22 protein-coding genes are annotated in these 17,342 nt (G+C 38.4%); 6 read left to right on the top strand and 16 right to left on the bottom strand.

The genetic code is table 11. The annotated features are described in order from the left end of the window. Positions 1 to 121: 121 nt before the first annotated feature. From coaD to BLP92_RS01095, 4 genes are all read right to left on the bottom strand, one after another. Complete coding sequence (coaD, locus tag BLP92_RS01110; protein WP_090839748.1) at positions 122 to 598, bottom strand: pantetheine-phosphate adenylyltransferase; 477 nt, start codon at positions 596 to 598, stop codon at positions 122 to 124. Continuing rightward, positions 599 to 1,156 carry a 16S rRNA (guanine(966)-N(2))-methyltransferase RsmD gene (gene rsmD / locus BLP92_RS01105; RefSeq protein WP_090839745.1) on the bottom strand — a complete coding sequence of 186 codons (558 nt, stop codon included), beginning with the start codon at positions 1,154 to 1,156 and terminating at the stop codon, positions 599 to 601. It lies immediately after the preceding gene. A 269-nt stretch (positions 1,157 to 1,425) separates the two neighbouring features. Continuing rightward, positions 1,426 to 1,701 (bottom strand): YlbG family protein, encoded by a 276-nt coding sequence (locus BLP92_RS01100; RefSeq protein ID WP_090839743.1) that lies wholly within the window; start codon positions 1,699 to 1,701, stop codon positions 1,426 to 1,428. Positions 1,702 to 1,717: 16 nt separating this feature from the next. Continuing rightward, complete coding sequence (locus tag BLP92_RS01095) at positions 1,718 to 2,158, bottom strand: YlbF/YmcA family competence regulator (RefSeq protein ID WP_090839741.1); 441 nt, start codon at positions 2,156 to 2,158, stop codon at positions 1,718 to 1,720. Between the two features lie 164 nt (positions 2,159 to 2,322). On the opposite strand from BLP92_RS01095, the gene BLP92_RS01090 reads away from it, so the two are divergent. Then, entirely contained in the window at positions 2,323 to 2,676 is a 354-nt protein-coding gene (locus BLP92_RS01090; RefSeq protein WP_090839739.1) for a YugN family protein, read from the top strand. A 127-nt stretch (positions 2,677 to 2,803) separates the two neighbouring features. Further along, complete coding sequence (ytvI, locus tag BLP92_RS01085; protein WP_342028356.1) at positions 2,804 to 3,859, top strand: sporulation integral membrane protein YtvI; 1,056 nt, start codon at positions 2,804 to 2,806, stop codon at positions 3,857 to 3,859. A 364-nt stretch (positions 3,860 to 4,223) separates the two neighbouring features. On the opposite strand, the gene BLP92_RS01080 is transcribed toward ytvI, so the two are convergent. The 6 genes from BLP92_RS01080 to cyoE form a co-directional block, all read right to left on the bottom strand. Beyond that, the gene (locus BLP92_RS01080) at positions 4,224 to 4,694 is read right to left on the bottom strand and encodes a DUF420 domain-containing protein (protein WP_090839735.1); all 471 of its coding nucleotides are present in this window, start codon (positions 4,692 to 4,694) and stop codon (positions 4,224 to 4,226) included. 103 nt (positions 4,695 to 4,797) lie between these two features. Next, on the bottom strand, positions 4,798 to 5,142 hold the full coding sequence (locus BLP92_RS01075) for a cytochrome C oxidase subunit IV family protein (RefSeq protein WP_090839733.1): 345 nt from the start codon (positions 5,140 to 5,142) through the stop codon (positions 4,798 to 4,800). Positions 5,143 to 5,146: 4 nt separating this feature from the next. Beyond that, positions 5,147 to 5,767 carry a cytochrome (ubi)quinol oxidase subunit III gene (locus BLP92_RS01070; protein ID WP_090839731.1) on the bottom strand — a complete coding sequence of 207 codons (621 nt, stop codon included), beginning with the start codon at positions 5,765 to 5,767 and terminating at the stop codon, positions 5,147 to 5,149. Next, positions 5,767 to 7,602, bottom strand: a complete 1,836-nt coding sequence (gene ctaD / locus BLP92_RS01065; RefSeq protein WP_090839729.1) for a cytochrome c oxidase subunit I — start codon at positions 7,600 to 7,602, stop codon at positions 5,767 to 5,769. Before ctaD ends, BLP92_RS01070 begins: the two co-directional genes overlap by 1 nt. A gap of 27 nt (positions 7,603 to 7,629) precedes the next feature. Then, positions 7,630 to 8,688: a cytochrome c oxidase subunit II gene (coxB, locus tag BLP92_RS01060; protein ID WP_090839727.1), complete on the bottom strand. Its 1,059-nt coding sequence runs from the start codon at positions 8,686 to 8,688 to the stop codon at positions 7,630 to 7,632. 33 nt (positions 8,689 to 8,721) lie between these two features. After that, on the bottom strand, positions 8,722 to 9,633 hold the full coding sequence (gene cyoE / locus BLP92_RS01055) for a heme o synthase (RefSeq protein ID WP_090841033.1): 912 nt from the start codon (positions 9,631 to 9,633) through the stop codon (positions 8,722 to 8,724). Between the two features lie 483 nt (positions 9,634 to 10,116). Between cyoE and BLP92_RS01050 the strand changes: the two genes are divergently transcribed. Then, a complete protein-coding gene (locus BLP92_RS01050; protein WP_090839725.1) occupies positions 10,117 to 11,013 on the top strand; it encodes a COX15/CtaA family protein in 897 nt (298 codons plus the stop codon). A 143-nt stretch (positions 11,014 to 11,156) separates the two neighbouring features. On the opposite strand, the gene BLP92_RS01045 is transcribed toward BLP92_RS01050, so the two are convergent. Together BLP92_RS01045 and BLP92_RS01040 are read right to left on the bottom strand one after the other, a co-directional pair. Further along, complete coding sequence (locus BLP92_RS01045; protein WP_090839724.1) at positions 11,157 to 11,603, bottom strand: Dps family protein; 447 nt, start codon at positions 11,601 to 11,603, stop codon at positions 11,157 to 11,159. A 203-nt stretch (positions 11,604 to 11,806) separates the two neighbouring features. Then, positions 11,807 to 12,103 (bottom strand): Fpa/YlaN family protein, encoded by a 297-nt coding sequence (locus BLP92_RS01040; RefSeq protein ID WP_090839722.1) that lies wholly within the window; start codon positions 12,101 to 12,103, stop codon positions 11,807 to 11,809. Between the two features lie 163 nt (positions 12,104 to 12,266). Here BLP92_RS01040 and BLP92_RS01035 point away from each other — a divergent pair, with 163 nt between their 5' ends. Then, positions 12,267 to 12,758, top strand: a complete 492-nt coding sequence (locus BLP92_RS01035; protein WP_090839720.1) for a hypothetical protein — start codon at positions 12,267 to 12,269, stop codon at positions 12,756 to 12,758. Positions 12,759 to 12,957: 199 nt separating this feature from the next. Here BLP92_RS01035 and BLP92_RS01030 read toward each other — a convergent pair whose 3' ends face one another. Continuing rightward, the gene (locus BLP92_RS01030) at positions 12,958 to 14,277 is read right to left on the bottom strand and encodes a PhoH family protein (RefSeq protein ID WP_090839718.1); all 1,320 of its coding nucleotides are present in this window, start codon (positions 14,275 to 14,277) and stop codon (positions 12,958 to 12,960) included. A 185-nt stretch (positions 14,278 to 14,462) separates the two neighbouring features. After that, positions 14,463 to 14,915: a pyridoxamine 5'-phosphate oxidase family protein gene (locus BLP92_RS01025; RefSeq protein WP_090839716.1), complete on the bottom strand. Its 453-nt coding sequence runs from the start codon at positions 14,913 to 14,915 to the stop codon at positions 14,463 to 14,465. A 181-nt stretch (positions 14,916 to 15,096) separates the two neighbouring features. On the opposite strand from BLP92_RS01025, the gene BLP92_RS01020 reads away from it, so the two are divergent. Continuing rightward, the gene (locus BLP92_RS01020; protein ID WP_090839714.1) at positions 15,097 to 15,300 is read left to right on the top strand and encodes a YlaI family protein; all 204 of its coding nucleotides are present in this window, start codon (positions 15,097 to 15,099) and stop codon (positions 15,298 to 15,300) included. Positions 15,301 to 15,679: 379 nt separating this feature from the next. Here BLP92_RS01020 and BLP92_RS01015 read toward each other — a convergent pair whose 3' ends face one another. Then, on the bottom strand, positions 15,680 to 15,982 hold the full coding sequence (locus tag BLP92_RS01015) for a YlaH-like family protein (RefSeq protein ID WP_425284409.1): 303 nt from the start codon (positions 15,980 to 15,982) through the stop codon (positions 15,680 to 15,682). A 210-nt stretch (positions 15,983 to 16,192) separates the two neighbouring features. On the opposite strand from BLP92_RS01015, the gene BLP92_RS01010 reads away from it, so the two are divergent. After that, on the top strand, positions 16,193 to 16,384 hold the full coding sequence (locus BLP92_RS01010) for a DUF5325 family protein (RefSeq protein ID WP_090839710.1): 192 nt from the start codon (positions 16,193 to 16,195) through the stop codon (positions 16,382 to 16,384). A gap of 97 nt (positions 16,385 to 16,481) precedes the next feature. Here BLP92_RS01010 and BLP92_RS01005 read toward each other — a convergent pair whose 3' ends face one another. Further along, entirely contained in the window at positions 16,482 to 17,249 is a 768-nt protein-coding gene (locus BLP92_RS01005; protein ID WP_090839708.1) for an inositol monophosphatase family protein, read from the bottom strand. Positions 17,250 to 17,342: the final 93 nt, after the last annotated feature.

Here is a 17,342-nt window from a genome sequence, read left to right as displayed (position 1 = left end):
GCTACACCACCCGGCAGAAAAATAACTCTCCCCGTCATGTTAGTTACAAAGTTCTTTATTTCCTTTTTAAGCATGCAAGCAAAATCTTCTGTGCTTGCGGAGTATTGTTTCAGAATATGATTTATTTGAACTTATCTTTTAAAGCCTCTTCCACCAGCCCCGGTACTAAACCTGCAGGAAGAGCATTGAATTTAGCTACTTCCTTTACAAGAGAGGAACTGAGTGAAGCAAATTCAGGATTCGTGTGTAAAAATACCGTTTCAATATCCGCAGCTATTCTTTTATTCATTACTGCCATCGGCGCCTCGTAATCGTAATCTGTGATGGAGCGGAGTCCTTTTAAGAGAACTGATGCTTCTTTTTCAATTGCAAAATCAATTAATAAACCGTCAAAAGAAGCAATTTCTATATTTTCTATGTGTGAAGTTCCTTCTTTTAGGAAATGTATTTTTTCTTCCAGGGTAAACAAAGGTTTTTTTCGGCAGTTATGAAGTACTGCTACTATAACTTTATCAAACATTCCAGCACCGCGTTCCATTATATCAATATGGCCATTTGTAACAGGGTCAAAGCTTCCGGGCATCATAGCAGTTGTCATCTAAATGTACCTCCCCTTAAATATAGACATCTTAGTGATACCGTATACTTCACTTCTCCAAAGACTGAAATTTTTAAAAGAATCATTCAGTTCTATTTCTTTTTTATGTTCTGCAACAATAATTCCGTTTTTTTTCAGAAGCGCTGCCTCATCTATTAAATCGAGTTCTAGATTAATTTTTTGTTTTTCATAAGGTGGATCAAGAAAAATAAAGTCAAACTTCTTCTCCTTACGCACTACTGCTTTCAAAGCCCGGCCGGCATCGTTTCTGTAAACTTCTGTCTGTAATCTAAATCCTAAAGCCTCTACGTTTTCATTAATTATCTTTACAGCTTTAGGATCCTTATCTACAAATACAACTTTAGAGAACCCCCGGGATATTGCTTCCAGTCCCACTACTCCGCTACCTCCATATAAATCCAGCATTTCTCCCCCCTCAAAATAAGGGCCTATTATATGAAAAAGAGACTCTCTTACTTTATCGGTCGTGGGCCTGGTGGTTTTACCAGGCACCGCTTTCACTGCCATGCCTTTTTTTGTACCGCTTATAATACGCATCTGCTTCACCTACAGTATTTAATGAAATGGCTGCCTTGAAATAAAAGTTTTACAAAAAAGTAGTAATAATACTGCTTCACTTTCGGAAAGGCTTACCCAAGGGCTTGTTCCCGCTAATTTTGACGAAAAGAATGTCGGCCAAAATGGATTCTCAACCTGTGCTCATCCTTAAGGAGTACTCTCCTTCCTCCTAATTACACCAGGCTTTAACAGAGCTGATGGAATAAGAAAAAGCCCAATAAGACTGCTCATCTTATTGGGCCAGCTTTCTATAAACCCATTTTATAATCATCTTTTTTCTCCCTGTCGGGTACTAATCCCTGATATTCTGTTTTAATCCAAGGACGCATCGAAAGAGAAACCTTTTTGACAAAAGACAATCGCTGCAGCTTATTCATTACATCTTCTGATTTATCTAAATCACAATATAAGATTACATATTTCATCTTTTTCGAAGCATAATGAACGTGCCCAAAACGTTTCAGCTGTTTCACCTGCTTCAACGATTGAATATACACAGCTAATCCTACTCTTTCCGTGACCATATTCATTCACTCCTAATTATCCGCAACCGCAGCTTCCTCCTGACCCACAACCGCCGCTGCAGGAAGACTGTGCATCAAAAAATGGATTGCCGGTAGGGACTTTTATATTTGGTGATACCTGATTTGCAATTAGTAAACTGATCTCACTTAAAAGTTCATGTAATTCCTTTTCTGCTGTCTTAAAAGCTGCAATTAAAGGGTCTGTATCTAATTGTCTTTTATATTCCCGTACTTCAGCTGTAATTGTTCTAAAATCAGGATGGTATTTCCCAAACCGCTGTACTTCTTCATATTTTATTTTCAAATTTTGAAAATGTTTGATCTTTTCCTGTGCTTCGGCATTATTCTGCACGATAGTTTTTGTTTCTATATATGTTTTAAAAACTTGCGAGTCTGAAATATGTTCACTTAAATCCTGCGCTGCATGCGCAAGGGATACATCAGTCATCGTCATCATGGGGACCACACCTCCATTTTTAGTATAGCACGGAAAGAGCTTTTCAAGAAAGTACCGATATTATGTGAACTTATTTTAAAAATATTGCCGTCTACGTTGCAACGGTGACGATTTCATAATATCATTGTAAGAGGTAAGGTTACATTGCTTGTAGGAGGGACATAATGAAATTAGATCAGTCAGAGTTTAATGGTAAGATTATTAATTTCGGAGATTTAGATGAAACAATGAAGAATGCTGGTTTTGACATCCAGTGGGATTACGAAAGAGTAACATATGATTTTAAAATTGTCGATAATGTTAAGGAAGATGTCTATTATTTACGGGTTCCCGGGCATGTTCATGAGGGAGAGATCCCAAAAGAAAGTGCAAAAGTCCGTATGATGGAACCTTATCTGGGCAAACACTATTATCCTCATGGTGTAGAGTATGATGAAGTCTTTCCTGAACGAATCATTGAAAAGTGTATTAAAAAATTAGATCTGATTCGTAATCAAGTAAAAGAAGATTCTGTTTGATAAACAGTTTCTAAAGGCTTTCGATCTTTACTGGAGATACTTCTGTATAGATCGAAAGTTTTTTTACACTTATCTTCAAAATACATATTTTTTAAAATAGTTAAATTACATAGAAAGGGGTCTGGCTTTGTCTCCTCAACTGAAACGCTACTTATTGACAGGTATAGGAATCATCCTGACCCTGTTAATTCTTTATTTTATTCTGCCAGTTTCTGTGCCTTTGATACTGGCTTTTTTAACAGCTCTGTTCCTCTCACCTGCTGTAAAAGCCTTAGTGTCGAGAACTAAACTAACGCGAAACATCTCAGTATTTATTGTTTTTATAATCTTCGTGGCTCTGCTTTCTTTAGTAGTTTACTTCATAATGACCAGAGCACTTATTCAAATAAATTCCTTTATAGAAAATCTGCCTATTATGATAAATGAAATTAATTTAGCATGGATGTCTATGCTTGATAATTTGAGAGGACAGTTTGACCATTTATCTGAAGATATCGTAGACACAATAGATACCGAAGTAACCACTTTGTTAACAAACTGGAGGTCAGATCTTCAGGAAATGAATCTAATAGGCTGGGTAACAGCCATTATTATCCGCATCCCCTCCTATATAGTTTCTTTGCTTGTATATCTGATTGCATTATATTTATTTTTAACTGATCTTCCACGCTTAAAACATAAAGCTTTTTCTTATATGAAACCTGAAACTGCTGAAAAAGTTCAGTTTATGGCTTCGCGGCTTTCCATTGTAATATTCGGGTTTTTTAAAGCACAGTTTTTAGTGAGTATAATTATTTTTGTGGTTACTTTTATCGGGCTGCTTATCATTGCGCCTGAAGTTGCGTTAATTATGTCGATTGTTATATGGCTAATAGATTTCATTCCCATTATTGGTTCCATTGCTATACTTGCACCATGGGCCGGTTATCAGCTGTTAGCCGGGGATTCTGCCGTTGCTGTTCAGTTATTTATTCTTGCTGGTATACTATTAACTATTCGCCGGACAGTGGAACCTAAGGTTATGGGGCATCATATTGGACTATCTCCTTTAGCCACTTTAATCTCCCTGTATATCGGTCTGATGCTCTTTGGGGCGATAGGATTTGTACTCGGTCCGCTTCTTGTAATTTTATTTACAAGTGCACGTGAGGCGGGTATTATAAAAATAAACTTTAAAGTTTAAAAATGACTGGATCAGAGCACATCCCATAAAAAAGAGCTTTCCCAATTTTAAAAGGGAAAGCTCTTTTTATTTATATGAAGAAGGAGTTCTCCACATTTTCATGCAGTTATCTGCTTGTGCTGCAGATTCTGCTTCTTTTCCGACGTATTGATCCTGAATTCATCATCACGGCCTGGGTGCAGACGACTGTTGGCAGAACAGTGCAATGTTCTCCCCACCACAGGCATCCGCTGGTTTTAGCTTCGTTCTTAGCTTGTAAAAACAAAGCAGAAAATAGTCTATGGCGAACTTTTCTAAAGCAAATAATGAAGAAAAAGACCCGCAGACTTACCTTTTTATTAGCGACACCAAACTATGGTAAAACCTAAATAAACAATATTAAATTCAGTATAGCGTCAAAAAGCTGTGTGGTTTCTCCAGGCTCATATATTACATAAAGCAGCAAGTATACGGCGATGCCCGTGGTAGCAGAAATAAACCATACCACAGAAGTAAATGGACCCAGCTTGCGATGGAGTTTTAAATTATTTTTATAGCCTGTTGTTAAAGAAATTATCCCTAAAACTGCTGCTAACGAAGCCATAGTAATATGAAACAGCAGGAAAATAGTATAATACAGCCTTATATCATCCGGTCCCCCAAAAGAAGTGGAGCCGATGAATATTGTCTTGGATAAGTAAGTAATAAAGAAAACAACAGCAAGGATTGCTGCCCAGTACATTACTTTTTTATGGGCTTCGATTTTACGCCTAGCAACGAGCACCCATCCTATCGCCACAAATAAGCCACTGATAGCGATAAACACTGTACTGACAAAAGGTAAAAATGTTGCCATTATTCCGCCCCTCACACCTTTAGATTTTTTATAATTAGAGTTGACGGGTTACATAAAAGGAGGTACGCCGGCGATACCGGCGTACCTCCTTTTTAAGTACACATTAATACTTTGTTATTCCTATAAGAAGCATCAGTGCCGCCACGGTCATAGCCGCAACGAAAAGTCCGCCCCATATTAATGCATTTACCCATCCTGTACCTTTGGCATTCATATGCATAAAATAATATAGCTGCATAATTACCTGGACACTTGCTAGAAGTAGGATAAACGGGATTGCAAATCCAGATGGAATAACATCACTTGCTACTGTTAAAAATGCAGTTGTAGTGATAAAAACCATAAATACGAAAGATACAATCTGCGTACGGGATTCTCTTTTTAATTTACGTTCTGTCTCTTTAGAGGCTTTCCCTTCTAAAGGAGCACTGGGATCTACATGAGCCATTCCATCAACCTCCTACTCCGAGTAAATAAACTACCGTAAAAATAAATACCCATACTACATCAATGAAGTGCCAGTAAAGTACGGCAGTGTAAAACTTCGGTGCGTTGGTCAGTGTAATTCCACTCTTTCGGTAACGAATTAGGAGTGTAGTTATCCAGAGCACACCAAATGTTACGTGGGCACCGTGAGTTCCTACAAGTGTATAGAAGGAAGAAGCAAAAGCACTTACTCCATACCCTAAACCTTGATGAGCATACTCATAGAACTCATAAATTTCGAATCCTAAGAATCCCAGCCCTAATATAACAGTAGCCCACATCCACACGAGCAGCATTTTAAAATTGCCCCGCTTCATGTTAATAACTGCAAATACACTGGTTAAACTACTTGTAAGAAGTATCATTGTCATAATAAATACGAGATCCAGGTGGAATAAGTCTGCCGGTCCAGGACCTCCCTCAGTACTGCTTCTCAGACCAAGGTAGGTTCCGAATAAAGAACCAAATAAAACTGTTTCTCCTCCTAGAAAAAACCAAAAAGCTAAATACTTATTTCTGCCTTCAAGCGTAGCTTTTTCGGGATTTGGCGGGAGAATCTGTGGGGTAATCGCTTCATTTTGCGCCATTATTTCTCCACCTCCTGATCCGCTTTAATTTCTGATACAGGAACATGATAGCCATGATCCTCTTTAATAGATCGTATAAACATTGCAGCAAAAGTTACCAGCAGGCCAACTATAATTACAATCCAGGATGTGAAGATAACCCCGAAACTTGCAATAGAAAGACCTAATGCGATGAAAAACGGTAAGATCGAGCCGTTCGGCATATGAATTTCATCGAGTGGTTCAGCTGCTTTCATACGTCCATCACCATTCATTTTTTCAAACCAAAGTCCATCCAACTCCCGCACTAACGGTGTCTGTGCAAAGTTATAATGAGGCACCGGCGATGGAATGGACCACTCAAGAGTTCTACCATCCCAAGGATCGTTAACATTTGTTGTATTTTTACGAGATATAAATACATTGATAACGAGAAGAATGAAAGCAATACCCATTAAGAAAGCTCCCATTGTACTAATGAAGTTCAGGTCATTTAAATCCTGTCCGTCAAGGTAAGAAGCGATTCGGCGCGGCATCCCCATTAAGCCGAGGAAGTGCTGGACAAAGAAAGTTAAGTGGAACCCGATTAAGAATAACCAGAAGAACCATTTGCCCCAGGCTTCGCTCAAACGATAACCGAACATTTTCGGCCACCAGTAGAAGACACCTGCAAAAATACCAAATACAGATCCACCAATAATTACGTAATGGAAGTGAGCGACAACAAAGTAAGTATCATGAAACTGATAGTTTGCCGCACTTGTGGCAAGCATTACACCTGTTACCCCACCCATAACAAAGGATGGAATGAAAGCTAATGCGAACAGATTAGCCACTGTAAAGCGGATACGCCCGCCCCATAATGTCAGCAGCCAGTTGAATATTTTAATACCTGTAGGTACCGCAATAGCCATTGTTGCTACAGCAAAGACTGCGTTTGCCACTGGTCCCATACCAACTGTAAACATGTGGTGTGCCCATACCATGAATCCAAGGAAACCAATGATAAGTGTTGCAAACACCATCGCTGTATATCCAAAGAGACGCTTTTTAGCAAAGGTTGGTATAACTTCAGAAAAGATACCAAAAGCAGGCAGAATAAGAATGTAAACTTCCGGATGTCCAAAAATCCAGAATAAATGCTGCCAGATAACTACGTTTCCTCCAAGACCTACATCAAAGAAAGCCCCTCCGAAGATCCGGTCCAGCATAAGAAGTAAAAGTCCGATTGTAAGAGCAGGGAATGCAAAAAGAATTAACATAGATGTTACGAAAGAACTCCATGTAAATAGTGGCATTCTCATCATACTCATACCTGGTGCTCTCATGTTTATAACTGTAACGAGAAAGTTAATACCCGACATTAATGTTCCTATACCACTGACCTGCAGCCCCATTACATAGAAATCCACACCATGTCCTGGAGAATTAGAAGAAAGCGGTGCGTAAGCAGTCCAACCAGCATCAGGTGCTCCACCAGTAAACCAGCTCACATTTAATATGATACCACCAAACAGGAACAGCCAATAACCAAGGTTATTCAAAAAGGGAAAAGCTACATCCCGCGCTCCGATTTGAAGTGGAATAATAAAGTTCATGAAACCGAAGAATATCGGCATGGCTGCAAAGAAAAGCATCATTGTACCATGCATTGTAAGTATTTCATTATATGTTTGTTCGCCTAAAAAAGACATTTCCGGGAACATAAGCTGGATACGCATTAGAATTGCTTCCAACCCAGCAACAGCAAAGAAGAAAAGTCCGGTTAAGAAATATAAAATACCGATTTTCTTATGGTCTACTGTTGTTATCCAGTCCCAGATTACGCTTTTTGACGAAGCGGCACTGTTAGACACAGAAAAATACCTCCCTTTATCAAGACTTTATTCAAGTACTCGTAAGTCATTTATATATTCAATTAGTGAATCCATTTCATCTTCTGAGATTGTATTCTCATCGAAAGCAGGCATGTCATTTCCCGGCTTCAAAGATTCAGGATCGCGGATCCAGTCATGAAGATTATCTTCATTATATTCAAGGAATCCTGCAATTACTGTACGCTCACCAAAGTTGGTAAAGTTAGGTCCGGTAGGACTTCCTTCATCACCCACAGCATGACAGCCGATACAGTTATTCTCAAAGACTTCTCTACCTTCGACAGCAACTTCTCCGGAAGGTTCAGTAAGCTCTTCGTCTGGCTCTGCCATATTTTCAGCCCATACTGCGAAAGTTTCAGGATCTACAGCCACAACTTTAAAATCCATCAGCCAATGTGATGGTCCACAAAGTTCTGTACATTTACCTGCATATATTCCTTCTTCCGGAGCTTCGAACCATAAATCGTTAGTGATACCCGGAATATTGTCCTGCTTACCAGCTAATGAAGGAATCCAGAAAGAGTGAATTACATCACTTGCTTCAAGTTCCACGACAATTCTAGTGTCCGTAGGTATATAAAGATCCTGGCCTGCATTTATCCCTAAATCGGGATATTCAAATTCCCACCAGAACTGATGTCCAGTAGCCTGAACTACAAGATAATCCTCTACTGCTTCATCTTCATCCAGCAGCGCTTCGTCTACTCCCTCTTCCGGCACACCTGTATCAGCTAGTGTAAACGTATCCATAACGTTAGGAATAGCCAATAAAAGGAGTAACAGAATAGGAATGGTAGTCCATATAAATTCAAGTGCACGGTTTCCATGGACCTGTTTCGGGATATGTGTATCTCCCGGCCGCTCACGGAAGCGGATCAATACGAAAATGTAAATAGTAAAAACGATTACTATTACAAAAATCATGATGTATAAGGATAGTTGAATCAAAGACATCTGCATTTCTGCAACTGGACCCCGAGGATCCAATGCCGTTAGGTTTTCCATACCGCACCCTGCTAAAAGCAGAATCAGCGAAAATGGAAGCAATCGCAAAATGTGCCTCATCGCGTCGTAAACCCCGCTTTCTGTTTTCATTTTTTAGAACATGTGTACAAGTACCATCAGTACAAACATAATTGTTAAATAATTCAGGGAGTAAATGAACATACCCGTTGCCCATTTCATATCATCTTTTGTCTTTAGACCACGGATTCCATAAATCAACCAGCCCCCGCCAAGAATTACAGCGGCTGCTGTATAAATAAATCCGAAATCTGCAACAAGCAGAGATACAGGTATTAAAGCTGCAATATACCAGATAATTTGGCGCTTTGTTAAAGCAAAGCCTGCCACTACCGGCAGCATAGGAATTCCTGCTGCTTTGTATTCATCAGCTCTGCGCATTGCAAGAGCTAGAAAGTGAGGCGGCTGCCAAATAAACATTATCAGGAACAAGGACCAGGCGTAAGGATGAAGACCTGGGTCAATTGCGGCCCATCCAATTAAAGGCGGCACAGCTCCGGAAAAACTGCCAACAATTGTATTCAGCGTAGTAGTACGTTTCGTCCACATCGTATACAGTACCACATAAATAATCAGACCAATTACACCAATTAATGCAGCCATTAAAGAAGCAACGGCAAGAGCAGCGGTCCCGGCAATGGAGACAGCAAGTCCATATGTAAGTGTCTGTTTACCAGTGAGTCTTCCATTGACAGTAGGTCTCTCTTTCGTGCGTTCCATAAGATGGTCAATATCTCTATCAATGAAATTGTTTAATGCACTGGCTCCGGCAATAATTAATGCTGAACCTAATAGCGCCATGAAAGCAATCCACGCATTCGCCACAAGTGTAGTACCAGTATAGTGTGTTGCCAGATACAGCCCTGCGAACGTTGTAATCAAGTTGGACATAACAATTCCAGTTTTCGAAATAGTTACGTAGTCTCTCCACGTTACGGCTGAATCTTCGACTTCCCGTACATTTGCTACTGTCTCCGCTGAAGACATTGCATTTAGTTTACTCAATATTCGTTCACCCCCTGTTTCGGCCACCTAAATTCGCTATGCATATTAGCAATTAAGAATAATATCAGACTAATAAATTACTTTTCACAGAGTTATGGAAGTACAGATAACTGCACTAAAATTTTCTTTGAAAAATTATGCATAACAAAAAAGATGACAGTTTGCACCGTTCATACACATTATAAAGGAAGGACCATAGTTTTTCATCACCTTTTTTATTTGTAAGTATTTTCAGGTGTTCTTTGTGACAATTATGTGAAATTCGTTTCTTCCTATTATATTTGCTATATTATGAGATAGTAATTAAGTTTGCAGATAGAACTAAATCAATTATACTAATATAGGTTTAGCCTCATTTTTTAACGCATGATTATTATCAGTTTTATACTATTATAGTAACTTATATATTTTGTTAAACTCTTTTATTTTAAATTAACTATTTATATCCAGAAAGACGGTGAATTTATGCATCGACTCCTTAAATTTTACGGCATTCTTACTTCTTTAGGCATGCTGCTGGTATTGATCCAGGGAGCACTTGTTACCCAGACCGGATCCGGTGATGCCTGTGGGGCGGAATGGCCTCTTTGCTATGGCCAGCTGATCCCTGAAAACCCTACGATTGAAACATTAATTGAATATACACACAGGCTGGTTTCCGGAGTTCTCGGAATTATGGTAGTAGTTCATGCTATATGGAGCTGGATTTCTATCGGGCATTTACGTGAAACTAAATTCTTCGCTTTTATAGCAGTTCTATTTATTGTACTACAGGGCTTGTTAGGGGCAGCTGCAGTTGTTTGGGGACAATCCGATGCAATTATGGCGCTGCACTTTGGTTTTTCTCTCATTTCCTTTGCCAGTGTTGTACTATTAACAATACTTGCATTTGAAGATGGAAAAGCTGTTAGTTTGACTCGTCCCGTTCTAAACAGGAATTTTAAAAATCTAATATTCTTCAATCTTATCTACATGTATGCAGTAGTTTATACCGGGGCGTTCGTAAAACATTCCGGTGCGGGCGGAGCATGTGCGGGCTGGCCTCTCTGTAATGGAGCAGTGATTCCTTCGCTTGAAGGAAGAACAGCAATTCAATTTGGTCACAGGGTAGCTGCCGGACTATTATTCATTAGCATTCTTATTATGTTTATCCAAATGTTAAAAACACAGGTTTCAAACAAGCCTTTGTTGTACAGCGGTTCTTTAAGTATGATTTTTATCACCGCTCAGGTAATCAGCGGTGCAGTAGTAATTTTCACAGGTTTCACCTTATATGCAACAATGGCACATGCCATTATCGTAAGTCTTCTCTTTGCAACCATCAGTTATATGAGTTTATTAGCTTCCAGAGCTGAAAAATAGTCCGGTTTCATTCTTTTAAATTCTATCTTTTTTTTCCCAAAAAATATTCAATTGAATGAAACAGCAAACAAATAACATTTCGTAATAAAAAGAGCTGAGAAGTATCTCAGCTCTTTTTATTAATTACTAGGTGATTCTATAATTTAGTGCCCAAGAAATGATCTCAGCATCCAATTGTGTTTTACTACTGATTGACGAATCGAGACAAGCATATCTGCAGTATCCTCATCATCAGCATCTCCTTCAAGTGTTTCAATATCTTCTTTTAGCTCATTTGAAAAAGTTTCAAAATCTTCTACCAGTGCTCTTACCATTTCAACGTCCGTCTTTTCCCCACTGGCTTCGCTAATAGTAGTAGTCTCCAGGAAAACCTTCATAGAGGCTACAGGTTTACCTTTTAATGACAGAAGGCGTTCTGCAAGTTCATCAATATGCTCAGCTGCTTCATTATAAAGTTCTTCAAACTTATTATGAAGGGTAAAGAAATTTGATCCTTTTACATTCCAATGATAATTATGCAGTTTTACAAACATAATGTTCCAGTTTGCAACATGCCGGTTTAATATTTCAGTTGTCTGCTTGTGTGCCATTGTGTATTCACTCCTATATCTTAAGAAATAATTCATGCAGTTATATCTATTTCCTTTTTTCAAATTCTCCAAACACAGTAAACCAAATATTTTCAAAGAAAGTGCTGCTTTTGTGGACATTTGATGAACTTAATGTTGTTATCTCTCTCCAAAAAAAGAAGATTCCCTTAATAAAAAGGAACCTTCTTTATCCGCTTATATAACTAAGCATTATTTTCCCTGGCCCGCATCGTCGCTTCATGCAGTGCAGACAATTGCTGTTCCAGCTGTGTCAAAAGCATTTTACCTTCGTCATCGGAGACGAGGTTCAGGCGAATCGCAAAATCAATTTCACGTGACAAACCGAACATTTGCGTATCTAATACCTCTTCATAGAGTGGACACTGCGGCATCGTTAAGTTCTTCATTTGAACTTCAATGAGCTTGACTATCTTTTCAGCGTCCTCTTTTAGAAGGGCATAGGCTTTTTCACATTGTTCGGGCAGGATTTCAGTGGACACGCGAATCCCTCCTCTATTTCAAAACGATCACGGATCGAGCAAATATCACGATTCATGATTTATTCTTATCTTATCGGTTATGCTAAAAAATTGCAACTGAAGATGTATGGGTGACTTCTATTCCATTCACTATTATACTATTGATAGAAAGGAAGTGATTTACTTGGATGAAATGATTGTGAAAATCACAGGAGCTGTAAAACATCCTATCATGATTGACCCAGGTGTGTGGATATTTGATGAGCGCAGGGTGGATATGGATAAAGTATTCGATGAAGAAGAAAAAAGCATTGAAGAAAAAGACTTCGCTGCAATGGGGCGAGCTTTTGACGAACAACGAAAAGGCGTTAACCCCCAAACCAATGGTAACAAAGTCACCATCAGCAAAAAAGACCTCACTGAAAAGTCATTAGGGATACATCTTACCCCATTTATTGTGAATGCAGAACCTGAGTCACATGCAGAAAGAGTAATAGTGCAGAGAATTAATAATCAGGAAGTAATTCTTCCCCTGGATAAGGTGAAAACTGCGATTGCAGCATTTTCCCATAAAGGAGCTCCGCTTAAAGAAAATGGTCCAATTCACTTATATATGGCAGATGGCTCAAATAGATATTCGCCAATTACAGGGGTTACAGGTTTTACCATTTTATAAATTGAATTTTTAATAAATAAAAAGGCTTGCAGCAATGAAATTTCTGCGAAGCCTTTTTAGGTTTTCAGGTCTGTTAATACTCATTATTGAGATGATAATATTGTAAGGGAGTTCGGCCTGCTGAAGAAAAAATATCTGGATGGCCGCACTTGCTGCCGGCTCCTCTTCCTTGCTTTTTCCAAAAGCGTGCGAGTCGACTTTAAAGTAAATCAGCTGCCAGTTGTGCGAGACCGGACCGTTCACCCTTTTCAAATTTCATATGTCCCGAAATCGTAAGATGTTTCATTCTTTCTATAACATAGGACAGCCCATTCGTATATTCATCTAAATATGGGTGATCAATTTGTTTAGGATCTCCCATAAGTACGACTTTACTTCCTTCTCCCACCCTGGTAATAATCGTCTTCACTTCATGTTTTGTCAGATTTTGAGCTTCATCAATGATAATAAACTGATCTGGAATGCTTCTTCCCCTTATATAAGTTAAAGCCTCCACCTGTACAGAAGACATACCAGCGAGAATATCTTCTAATTCTGTATCTTTCTTTGTATTGAACAAAAACTCTAAATTATCATAAATAGGCTGCATCCACGGCCTGAGTTTTTCGTCTTTTTCCCCAGGAAGATAACCGATATCTTTCCCGACAGGTACAACGGGCCTGGTAACAAGCAGTTTTTTAAACAGCTGTTTATCTTCCGTAAGGTACATTCCACATGCCAGCGCCAGCAGCGTCTTTCCTGTTCCAGCTTTCCCTACTAAAGTGACCAGAGGTATATCTTTTCTGGTCAACAGTTCCATAGCCATTCTTTGCTGTACATTGCGTGGGCGTATCCCCCATATGCCTTCAGATTCACCTAAGAATAATTCTAATTTCTGCATACTCTCGTCTGCCATTGCCAAAGCTGAACGGGATTGATTCACCGTATCTCTAAAAATATAAAAATGATGAGGAAAAGTTTCTTTAATGCCGGCTTCTTTTAAACTTAAACTGCGATTTTCAAACAGCCGGTCCATTGTGTCACTTTCGATCCAGCTTTCACTGTATCCTTTATAAATATGATCAAATTGACTGACATGATCTGATAAAAAGTCTTCAGCAGGTAAGCCGAGTGCATCGGCTTTTACTCTTAACAGCGCATCCTTTGTGATAAGGACAACACTTCTCGGATCAGAGGCTTCTTCTTTTAAATTCAATGCAATCGCAAGTATGCGGTTATCATTTGTCTTTTCAAGCCCATGCTTTTCAAGCTGTTCATGAGATCTATGGTTAAGTTCCACCACCATCTGTCCTTTGTTCGGCATTTCTACCCCTTCATGCAGTTTGCCCTGTTCTCTTAGTTTATCCAGCAGACGTGCTACCTCTCTGGCATTTCTGCCGATCTCATCAGTCAATCTTTTTTTGGTATCTATTTCTTCGAGTACTACAGCTGGTATAACAACTTTATTATCTGCAAAAGAGTATATTGATAGAGGGTCATGCAGTAAAACATTCGTATCAAGAATGTAAGTTTTGATCATAGGAATCCCTCCAAATTAATTCATGCATCCACAACCTGATTTCTTTAGTAAATTCCTCTCAAGAAAAAAGGTAAAAATTTCCATTCCCTGACCCCTTTACTGCTGCTGTTAAGTCATACTTATTTTCTTATAATGTATCCCCAGAAAAACTTATTGCACGATATATAATAAAATATTATTAAATCTTATTTCATCAAAGCGTTCATTACCTGTTTATCTAATTTTGCAGCTGCCTCTTCATCGTAGGTTTTTTCGAATTTTGGTTCTGCTGTGAGTCTCGCTCCATAAAACATTACATCTTTTACTTCACTGACTTTCAAATCAATCATAGATAATTTTAATGGAACGTCTTCAATAAGTTCAGCAGTGATTTTAGCTCTTCCTGATAAAGAATAAGTAGAACCTTCAGCTATCACAGTCATGCTGACGAGCGGTTCTTCTTTAATATTTTTTATAATTTGTGAACGACAGTCGATTGCAAAACGAACTGTCTGCTTGTCCTTAGCATAAATCCAGGAAATAGCATTCACTGTTGGTGCCCCTGTTTCAGCATCTACCGTAGCTATCGTTACGTAATGTTCTTCCTGTAAAGTAGAAAGTAAATCTTCTGTTAATGAAATCTCTACCCGGTTTCCCATTATTTATCTTCCTCCTTTGGAAAATCCGCTCCCCAGTTTGTGAGCTTAATAAATATTATTCGACAAAAACGACAATTTTCCTTCTCCATTAAATTTATATTTTACAATCATTTTTCTTCATAAAAGCTTGGACCATGTTATACTGAATCCGATACCTTATAATAAAAGCAGGTGATACTCCATGAGAGTGAAATGCGTACTATGTGATAAAATTGAAACTATTTCATCAAATTTACCAATAGCGAAAAAATTACGGAACAGGCCTATTCATACTTATATGTGTGAAGGGTGTCGAGAGAGAATTGGTCATCGTACTGAAGAAAGATTAAAAACCGGTTCTTTTAGAAAGCACCATACCGAAGAAGAAAAAGATGACTATATTTAAAAGTTATTATTTTGTATAAGCATACGCTTTTATACTTTGCCTTCGAAGGTACGCGTTCCGGTGGGAACTTTCTCAGCTAACCAGCCCAGGCGATCTTCAAATCGTTCTAAACCCTCCCGGAGTCGACTTTCTGCGACTGCAGCTGAGAAAAAGAGGATTAGATTTTATACAGCGCTTCAAACACAAGCGCAGTCTGTAGAACCTTTGTAATACCGGCAGGCATTGCAAGTAGCTGAAGATCAGCCTCACGGCAAGGCTTCCGCCGGAAAGCCGTTGAGAACCCTTACTCATCAAATCATAAATATACAAAATTCCTTACTTTATAAAAACGCTAAAAGGACTGGACCATTAAATGGTCCAGTCCTTTTAGCGTTTTTTACTATTCTTCTTCCGAGGCTAATTGTTTATGACGCCTCAGCTGCAGTTTATATATTCCCAGAACTAATGCCGCTAAAAATAGTGACTCTATTATAGGAAGAGTAAAAGCCAAAAAAGTAATAAACATATTCCCAAACAGCATTGCTGCATAAATCACGATATTTTTTAGCAGTGGTAATTTGCGTGCAAACCCCAGGTTAAATACAATAATACTTAATACATTAATAAGTATATATAATATCCAGAAAGCTGTAAGGAAATTCTCAGGATCATTTGCTCCTAAAAATTCTGCAATGGGTGTCATATCGGGAGCAACGACATCATTGTTAGCAGTTAATATCATTAATTTTACACACTCCTATAAACTCTTTTTTATCACTCACCTACTATAGCACATCTTAGTATTGAACCTATAGCAATTATGCTGATTGTCACATAGTATTCATTATCTTAAAACCTTTTCAAAACTAATTACTTCGAGTAAACTGTAAGTAGAAAAAGGAGGAGCGCATTTATGAAATCTTTCGATATAATTTTCTTTATGCTTGCAGTTTTAGGTACTGTTGGAATGATGGGATTAGGTGTAGCGTTAGCGCAGCTTAGTTTGACTATACTTTTTGTATCACTTTTGCTGCTTGGAGGAAGTCTTTTTATCGGTTTCCGAAGAAAGCATAAATTATATGCCACCAGCATCAATGAATCATAATCAGCTGTTTTGAAATTTTTCAGTAAAATTTCTTCTTTCATCAGTCAAAATAAAAGATCGCCTGCTCCTTTATGGATTCCAGGCGATCTTTTTTTGATTATTTAAGTTGAGCATCAATTTCTCTATAAATATAAGGGTTTGCAGCAAATAAAGTATCCTTATCAAGAAAACTTAACTTATTGCCTTCGTAATTAGTAGCGATTCCTCCAACTTCCTGCAGCAGTGCATAGCCTCCCGCAACGTCCCATGGAGCTAAATTCATACTGATATAAGCATCCAGACGACCAGCCGCTACATAAGCAAGCTCTAGTGCAGCTGAACCAAAAGACCGCGTTCCTCGTACCTGTTTCACAATATGCTGAAGCTTTTCATCTTTTAGCACCCACCCAGTGTTAAAACTAACAATCGCTTCATCCAAAGGTTTTTCTTCAAGTAAAGGAAGTTTCTTATCATTCAAATAAGCACCTTCCCCTGTTAAGGATACAAAGAGTTCACCGTTCATTACATCCAGAATGATACCTATTAATGGTTTGCCGTTTTCAAAAATTCCAACCGAGACAGCAAAATTCGTGCTCATATGTACAAAATTCATCGTTCCGTCTATTGGATCCAATATCCAGACTATTCCATCCAGATCTTTTATATCCTCAAAAGATCCCTCTTCCCCCATTAACCGGTGCTCAGGGAAATCATGTTCTATTTTTTCTTTAAATAAAAGCTCTACATTTTTATCTACATCTGTTACGAGATCATTTTTATTCGCTTTTGTATCAATATGATAAGATTTTTTCATTTCTTCCTTTATATAAATACCTGCTTCTTCCACATATCTCACAGCTGTATCTTTTAATTCATGTATATTCATTCCTGCTTTCACATCCTTCGCTTCGATTATTGTAATGTATACACTTATATCATAATCGCAGCTGTGGAGGCAAATAAAATAAGCCCTTTTACA

Origin of the sequence: Alkalicoccus daliensis (assembly GCF_900103955.1) — a bacterium.
GTDB lineage: Bacteria > Bacillota > Bacilli > Bacillales > Salisediminibacteriaceae > Alkalicoccus > Alkalicoccus daliensis.
Note: the sequence above shows the minus strand (reverse complement) of the source record. Positions and strands in the feature narration are given on the sequence as shown.

What these genes read in the sequence shown, in the direction of transcription:
- cyoE (WP_090841033.1), bottom strand. Translation starts at nt 9,633, where the DNA reads ATGTCTTCAGCGGAGACAGTAGCAAATGTACGGGAAGTCGAAGATTCA.
- BLP92_RS01100 (WP_090839743.1), bottom strand. Translation starts at nt 1,701, where the DNA reads ATGGTCACGGAAAGAGTAGGATTAGCTGTGTATATTCAATCGTTGAAG.
- BLP92_RS01075 (WP_090839733.1), bottom strand. Translation starts at nt 5,142, where the DNA reads ATGGCTCATGTAGATCCCAGTGCTCCTTTAGAAGGGAAAGCCTCTAAA.
- coxB (WP_090839727.1), bottom strand. Translation starts at nt 8,688, where the DNA reads ATGAGGCACATTTTGCGATTGCTTCCATTTTCGCTGATTCTGCTTTTA.
- BLP92_RS01020 (WP_090839714.1), top strand. Translation starts at nt 15,097, where the DNA reads ATGAGAGTGAAATGCGTACTATGTGATAAAATTGAAACTATTTCATCA.
- BLP92_RS01070 (WP_090839731.1), bottom strand. Translation starts at nt 5,767, where the DNA reads ATGGCGCAAAATGAAGCGATTACCCCACAGATTCTCCCGCCAAATCCC.
- rsmD (WP_090839745.1), bottom strand. Translation starts at nt 1,156, where the DNA reads ATGCGTATTATAAGCGGTACAAAAAAAGGCATGGCAGTGAAAGCGGTG.
- BLP92_RS01080 (WP_090839735.1), bottom strand. Translation starts at nt 4,694, where the DNA reads ATGGCAACATTTTTACCTTTTGTCAGTACAGTGTTTATCGCTATCAGT.
- BLP92_RS01030 (WP_090839718.1), bottom strand. Translation starts at nt 14,277, where the DNA reads ATGATCAAAACTTACATTCTTGATACGAATGTTTTACTGCATGACCCT.
- BLP92_RS01090 (WP_090839739.1), top strand. Translation starts at nt 2,323, where the DNA reads ATGAAATTAGATCAGTCAGAGTTTAATGGTAAGATTATTAATTTCGGA.
- BLP92_RS01010 (WP_090839710.1), top strand. Translation starts at nt 16,193, where the DNA reads ATGAAATCTTTCGATATAATTTTCTTTATGCTTGCAGTTTTAGGTACT.
- BLP92_RS01045 (WP_090839724.1), bottom strand. Translation starts at nt 11,603, where the DNA reads ATGGCACACAAGCAGACAACTGAAATATTAAACCGGCATGTTGCAAAC.
- BLP92_RS01050 (WP_090839725.1), top strand. Translation starts at nt 10,117, where the DNA reads ATGCATCGACTCCTTAAATTTTACGGCATTCTTACTTCTTTAGGCATG.
- BLP92_RS01025 (WP_090839716.1), bottom strand. Translation starts at nt 14,915, where the DNA reads ATGGGAAACCGGGTAGAGATTTCATTAACAGAAGATTTACTTTCTACT.
- BLP92_RS01005 (WP_090839708.1), bottom strand. Translation starts at nt 17,249, where the DNA reads ATGAATATACATGAATTAAAAGATACAGCTGTGAGATATGTGGAAGAA.
- BLP92_RS01095 (WP_090839741.1), bottom strand. Translation starts at nt 2,158, where the DNA reads ATGATGACGATGACTGATGTATCCCTTGCGCATGCAGCGCAGGATTTA.
- coaD (WP_090839748.1), bottom strand. Translation starts at nt 598, where the DNA reads ATGACAACTGCTATGATGCCCGGAAGCTTTGACCCTGTTACAAATGGC.
- BLP92_RS01015 (WP_425284409.1), bottom strand. Translation starts at nt 15,982, where the DNA reads ATGACACCCATTGCAGAATTTTTAGGAGCAAATGATCCTGAGAATTTC.